5 protein-coding genes are annotated in these 6,469 nt (G+C 66.6%); 3 read left to right on the top strand and 2 right to left on the bottom strand.

Annotated features, from left to right (window positions below; translation table 11 throughout):
- Both JaAD80_RS06925 and JaAD80_RS06920 read right to left on the bottom strand, forming a co-directional pair.
- A partial coding sequence (locus JaAD80_RS06925; RefSeq protein ID WP_146012283.1) for a response regulator transcription factor occupies nucleotides 1-363 on the bottom strand: 363 nt, incomplete at its 3' end.
- The gene (locus JaAD80_RS06920; protein WP_102293495.1) at nucleotides 360-1,271 is read right to left on the bottom strand and encodes a histidine kinase; all 912 of its coding nucleotides are present in this window, start codon (nucleotides 1,269-1,271) and stop codon (nucleotides 360-362) included. The genes JaAD80_RS06920 and JaAD80_RS06925, both read right to left, overlap by 4 nt.
- Before the next feature lie 427 nt (nucleotides 1,272-1,698).
- Between JaAD80_RS06920 and JaAD80_RS06915 the strand changes: the two genes are divergently transcribed.
- The 3 genes from JaAD80_RS06915 (at nucleotide 1,699) to JaAD80_RS06905 (ending at nucleotide 6,463) form a co-directional block, all read left to right on the top strand.
- The gene (locus JaAD80_RS06915; protein ID WP_102293494.1) at nucleotides 1,699-2,523 is read left to right on the top strand and encodes an NF038120 family PEP-CTERM protein; all 825 of its coding nucleotides are present in this window, start codon (nucleotides 1,699-1,701) and stop codon (nucleotides 2,521-2,523) included.
- A 1-nt stretch (nucleotide 2,524) separates the two neighbouring features.
- Nucleotides 2,525-5,686: a S8 family peptidase gene (locus JaAD80_RS06910; protein ID WP_102293493.1), complete on the top strand. Its 3,162-nt coding sequence runs from the start codon at nucleotides 2,525-2,527 to the stop codon at nucleotides 5,684-5,686.
- Nucleotides 5,687-5,845: 159 nt separating this feature from the next.
- Nucleotides 5,846-6,463, top strand: coding sequence for an AIM24 family protein (locus tag JaAD80_RS06905; protein WP_219726790.1), 618 nt, complete (start codon nucleotides 5,846-5,848; stop codon nucleotides 6,461-6,463).
- Nucleotides 6,464-6,469: the final 6 nt, after the last annotated feature.

Below are 6,469 nucleotides of genomic sequence, written 5' to 3'. Positions count from 1 at the left end.
GTCGACCAGGTGTTCCGGATCGGCCTGCTTGCTGACGAAGCCGCAGGCGCCGCCGTCAAGGGCGCGCGCGATCAGCTGCGGCGTGTCGTGCATGCTGAACACCAGCACGCGGGCGCCGGCGTCGCGGGCGAGCAGCTTGCGCAGCAACTCCAGGCCGCCGATGCCGGGCATGGACAAGTCCGTCACGCAGACGTCGGGCGCCTGCTGCAGGTGCAGCGCATACGCCGCTTCGCCCGTGCCGGCCTCGGCCACGACAGCGATATCGCCACCCTGTTCCAGCAGGCGGCGGTAGCCGGCGCGCACCACGGGGTGGTCGTCCACCAGCATCACGCGGATGGGCAGCATGGCTGCGTGCCGGTTCATGCCGCGCCCGCCGCCAGCGGCATCGCCACTTCGATGCGCAGGCCGCGGCCCAGCGCATTGATCCAGTGGATATGCCCGCGCAAGCCGGCCACGCGCTCGCGCATGCCCAGCATGCCGAAGCCGCCGTGTTCCGGCGTGTCCTGGCGCAAGCCGCGGCCATTGTCTTCGATGGCCAGGTGCAAGGTGCCGCCGGCATCGGCGCGCAGCTCCACCGTGGCGCGGTCGGCCTGCGCGTGGCGCGCCACATTCGTCAAGCCTTCCTGCACCAGGCGGTAGATGGCGATGGCCGTGCTGTCGTCGAGCATGGCGGGTATGCAGTGCGGCGCGAAACGGCAAGCGATGCCGTGCTGCTGCGCCCAGCTGTCGCACAGTGCCTGCAGGGCCGGCGCCAGTCCCAGGCTGTCGAGCACGGGCGGGCGCAGCCGGTGCAGCATGCTGCGCACCATCGCGTGCAGCGCTTCCGATGCACGGGCGATGCTGGCCGCGCAGGCCTGCACATTGGCCTGGTCGCCGTCGCGCGCGCGCAGGATGTAGCTGGCGGCGGCGCGGATGGCGGTGCAGTTCTGGCCCACTTCATCGTGCAATTCGCGCGCCAGCGCACAGCGTTCCGCCTCCTGCGCGCGCAGCAAGCGCTGGGTCAGCGCGCGGTTTTGCGCCAGCAGGGCGGCCACCTGGCGCCCGCGCCACACGGCAAAGCCCGCCAGCGCGAGGACCAGCAGCAGCAGGCTCAGGGCCAGCTCATCGAGTTGCCAGTGTTCCTGGCGCAGCAGCGCGCGGCCCAGGCGTTCGGACAGGTCGAAGCGGGCCGCCAGCAGGAAAAATGCCAGTGCCAAGGTGCTGCATACGATGATGCGCGGACCCGGCCGCACGCCGCCGCGGGCCGCGCCGCCAAGTTGATGGTGTTCCATGATGCCGCCCCCTGAGCACAGTCGATATGGTCATAGTGCAAGCTTCATGCCATCGTCAGGCGGGCGGGGCGCGCACGCGCCAGCAGGGGAAGGGACAGGCAGGTGTTCCAGGATGGAACAGGTGTACCGCGATGTGACGCTGGCGCCGGCCACGGTTTTCAAGCATAGCCGAAGTCGCGCGCACGCGCTGCTGCGCACCTATGGCGAGTAGGGAAATTGTTGTGCGAATGTAACGTTGAGATTTATCAGATGCCATAGCTGAAACAAAACAAAGTTTCGGGAAGTTAGACGAAAAATAAATAAATGATATTAAAAATATGTTATTTATTTTGTGCAATTTGCTATATTCATTGACACTTTTGTGAAAAAGCCGCAAGCGGGCGTTCGACCTGCCGACCTCTCTATCCACAACAATCAAGGGAATAGAATGAATCAACTATCGCAAGCCGCGCGGGTATCCCCCGCCGCCGTCCATGTCCCCGCTACCAGCGGCCACAAAACGCTGTTCTCCGCCATCGCCACGCTCGCCCTGCTGTCCTCGGCGCCTGCCATGGCGGACGTCATCAGCTTCGACAATCTGCTGCCGGACGTGTACGAGAGCGGCCAGACGCTCAACACCGCGAGCTATAACCTGCAGTTCCTGGCCGATCCGACCACCGCCGCCGGCGGCGGCGTCAGCGGCGTGGGCGCCATCCTCGATGGCCGCGCGGGTGCCTCGTGCGATATCGCCGCCTGCCCGCAGGGCGGCACCGGCAACTACCTGGCCATCCTCAACGATGGCGGCGTGAATTTCTCGCGCGCCGACCACCAGGCGTTCACCCTGGCCGGCTTCGATTATTCCTTCATCTCGCCCGTGTCCGGCCTGCCGGACCAGAATTGGGGCAAGCTGCAGCTGAGCGGCACCTTGCTCAACGGCCAGGTGGTCAGCACCGCGCTGGATTTCCCTGGCCAGGGCAGCGATGGCAATTACTATTTCCAGAACGCCTCCCTGCTGGGCGGCTTCAGCAGCTATGTCTTCACGGGCCTGACCTTCAACGCGTGTATCTTCAACGACACGGGCGCGTGCAGCAATTCCCTCGATTTCCCCGCCTTTAACCAGGGCCAGTTCGCGCTCGACAACATCAATGTCAGCGCCGTGCCGGAGCCATCGACCTACATGCTGATGCTGGCCGGCCTGGGTGCCATCGGCATGCTGTCGCGCCGCCGCGCCAGCGGCAAGGCCGTCGCCAACGCCAACGTGCAAGGAGCGTAAGATGAAACTTCGTCCCGTCTCCCTTGCCATCCTCCTGCTGGCCGCCAGCCTGGCCCAATCGGCGCAGGCGCAGGAACGCCGCTCCTACATCGTGCAACTGGCCGACAAGCCGGCCGCCAGCTACACGGGCCAGGTCGCTGGCTTGCCCGCCACCAAACCGGCGCCTGGCGCGCGCATCGATGTGGGCGCCGCCGATGTGCAGGCCTACCTCAGCTACCTCGATACCAGGCAGGCCGCCGTGGCCGGCACCGTCAGCGCGGCCGAAATCACGCACCAGTACAACGTCGTCTTCAACGGCTTTTCCGCCTTGCTGACGGACGAAGAGGTGCGGGCCCTGAAGAAAAACAGCGGCGTGCTCAGCATCAGCGCCGATTCCATACTGCAACTCGACACCAGCTACACCCCCAGCTTCCTGGGCCTGGACAAGCCGGGCGGCATCTGGGAGCAACTGGGCGGCAAGACGCATGCCGGTGAAGACGTCATCATCGGTATCGTCGACAGCGGCATCTGGCCGGAAAACACGGCCTTTGCCGACCGCCTCGACGAGAACGGCGTGCCTAGCCACAGCGGCAACAACGTCGTGTACGGCGCGCCGCCGGCCAGCTGGCAGGGTTCGTGCCAGACCGGCGAAGGTTTCAGCGCCGACAACTGCAACAACAAGCTGATCGGCGCGCGCTATTACCGCGCCTCCAGCGCGGCCCTGCACTGGACGGAATTCCGTTCGCCGCGCGACTCCGTCGCGGGCCTGACGGGCCACGGCGGCCACGGCACGCATACGGCATCGACGGCCGGCGGCAACAATGGCGCGCAGGCCACCTCGAACGGCGTCTCGCTGGGCAAGGCGTCGGGCATGGCGCCGCGCGCGCGCATCGCCGCCTATAAAGTCTGCTGGACGGCCGCCTCGACGGGCCGCAATGGCTGCGCCACGGCCGACAGCGTGGCTGCCATCGACCAGGCCGTCAAAGACGGCGTGAACGTCATCAACTTCTCCATCGGCCCGAATGCGGGCGGTGGCGCCTTCGACGAAGCGACGGAACAGGCGTTCCTGGGCGCCGCCAATGCGGGCGTCTTCGTCGCCACCTCCGGCGGCAACTCCGGCCCGTCCACGCCGGCGCCCGATGTGCCGGCCCCCGTCTCGCACATCAGCCCATGGCTGGCGACGGTGGCCAATTCCACCCATAACCGCCTGTACGCGGGCAATGTCATCCTCAGCAACGGCAGCAAGCTGGAAGGCGCGTCGAGCAATGCGAACACGCCGGCGCTGCCGCTGATCCGCTCGCGCGATGCGGGCCTGGCCGGCGTGTCGCCGACGGACGTCAACCTGCTGCGCTGCTACGGCGCGGCCGATGTCACCCAGGCTTACCTCGATCCGGCGAAAGTGGCGGGCAAGGTGCTGGTGTGCGACCGCGGCGGCAACGTGCTGGTCAACAAGAGCGCCAATGCCAAAACGGCGGGCGCGGCGGGCGTGATCATCGCCAACGTGGCCGGCGGCGCCAACACCATCATCAACCAGGCACACGTGCTGTCGACCGTGCACCTGGCGCAGGCCCAGGGCGACGCCCTGAAAGCCTTCATGGCGGCCAACCCGGACGGCACGGCGGCGCTGGGCGACATCCATACCATCGCCGACACGACGGTGCAGGCGCCGATCGTCAGCGACCGTTCCTCGCGCGGGCCGAACGTGGCCAATGCGAACATCCTGAAACCCGACCTGTCGGCACCCGGCACCAACGTGCTGGCCGGCGTCACGGCCGACCTGACGCAGGCCGAGCGCGATGCCGTGGCGGCGGGCGGCTTGGCGCCGGCGGCGGAGTGGGCGTTCTATTCCGGCACCTCGATGGCCAGCCCGCACGTGGCGGGCGTGGCGGCACTGCTGCACCAGCAGCATCCTGACTGGTCGCCGGCTGCCATCAAGTCGGCCCTGATGACGACGGCGTTCAACACCTATCCGGACGGCTTGAACGGCTCCGTCTCGTGGGATGCGACGGCGAAGAACTCGGGCCAGCTGCCCTGGGGCCAGGGGGCGGGCCATATCGCGCCCAACAGCGCGGCCGATCCCGGCCTTGTGTACGACCTGTCCGAGCTCGATTATTCGCGCTTCCTGTGCGGCCTGAACATCCGCACGCAGTATTCGTCCAATTGCGCCGTCACCGGCAGCATCGCCGCCTATAACCTGAACCTGCCGTCGCTGACGGCGGCCAATGTGCTGGGCACGCAGACCCTGACGCGCACGGTGACGAATGTGGGCAGCGGCAGCGCCGTCTACACGGCTTCGGCCAGCCTGCCAGGCTACACGGTGGCGGTGACGCCGGCCAGCCTGAACCTGGCGCCGGGCGCCAAGGCGCAGTTCCAGGTCAAGCTGACGCGCACCACGGCGCCGCTCGATACCTGGGTGTATGGCGCCTTGAGCTGGACGGACGGCACGCATACGGTGCGCAGCCCGCTGACGGCGCGCGGCAGCATCCTCGTCTCGACGCCGCTGGTAAAGAGCGAAGCGGCCACGGGCAGCAAGGTCGTGACCCTGGGCACGGGCTTTGCGGGACCTCTGGTCGGCGTCAAGTCGGGGCTGATCGAAGCCGTGCGCGACTCGCGCACGATCGGCCAGGCCAACAACAGCACGGCGTCGGCCAGCTGCAAGGCTGGTGGCGCCCCGGGCGTGAACGTGCACAACGTGGTGGTGCCGGCAGGCACCCTGGCGGCGCGCTTTGCCACGTATGACGCGGAAACGACGGGCGGCGCGCAGACCGACATGGACATGGAGGTCTACAACGCCGCCAATGTGCTGGTCGGCAGCAGCGGCAATCAAAGTTCCAATGAGCAAGTGGAACTGCGCCTGCCCGCCGCCGGTACCTACAAGGTGTGCGTGATCGGCTATGCGCCGCAAAACGGCCAGGCCAACTACACCCTGTCGTCGTGGGTGCTGGCCCCGGGCCTGTCGAATGGCGGCTTCAAGGCGCTGATGCCTGGCACCGCCTTCATGGGCGGCACGGCTTCCGTCTCGCTGGGCTGGTCCAACCTGGCCGAGGGCAAGCGCCACCTGGGCGCCGTTGGCTACCAGATCGCTGGCGTGATCCAGGGCGTGACCGTGGTCGAGGTCAATACCGATGATCCCGTGCCGCTGGCACAGGACGCGCGCGGCGACAAGCCGGTGCTGGCGCGTTAATCTTCCCGCCAGCCGCAACAGGGGCGTGCCTTCGGGCACGCTTTTTTTTTTGCCTGCGCAGGCGTGTTCGCCAGGAATAGCACTTGCGCGGCGGCAAAGGCAACGGTATCTTGTCGTTCAGCCATGGATTTGTACCCTGGCATACTTGGGGAGTCGCGCGTGACCAGTTTCCGCACCAATACCGACCGCCTGCTGGAAGTGCGCCTGCAGGATGAAAAAGTGCTGGCGATTGCCGGCGCCATGGTCGCCTATACGGGCAGCATCAAATTTGAAAAATCCCTGCTCGGTGGCGAGGGCATCTTTGGCGCGCTCAAGCGCAAGGTGACCAACGAAGGCATGCAGCTGATGCAGGCGTCCGGCAGCGGCACCGTCTTTTTCGCGCACAACGCGGCCGAGATCACCGTCATTCCCTTGACCGGTGAAAAGCTGACCATCGAAAGCAGCAGCCTGCTGGCCTACGATACCAGCCTGAAGACGGGCACCAGCTTTGCCGGCTTGCGCGGCGCCAGCTCGGGCCAGGGCCTGTTTTCCACCACCGTCGAAGGCCAGGGCAATATCGCCGTCATTTCGCGCGGCAACCTGATCATGCTGGAAGTGACGCCGGCGCATCCGCTGCGCGTCGATCCGGACGCCTTCGTCGGCTTCAAGGGCGACATCCGCCAGGAATTCGTCTTCGACGTCAACTGGCGCACGATGATCGGCGAAAGCTCAGGCGAATCGTACCAGCACAAATTCACAGGCCAGGGCGTGGTGTTCATCCAGCCCGCCGAACGCTAGGAGCGC

This window comes from Janthinobacterium sp. AD80 (genome assembly GCF_002878455.1).
GTDB lineage: Bacteria > Pseudomonadota > Gammaproteobacteria > Burkholderiales > Burkholderiaceae_D > Janthinobacterium.
This window is presented reverse-complemented; position numbering and strand designations above follow the sequence as displayed.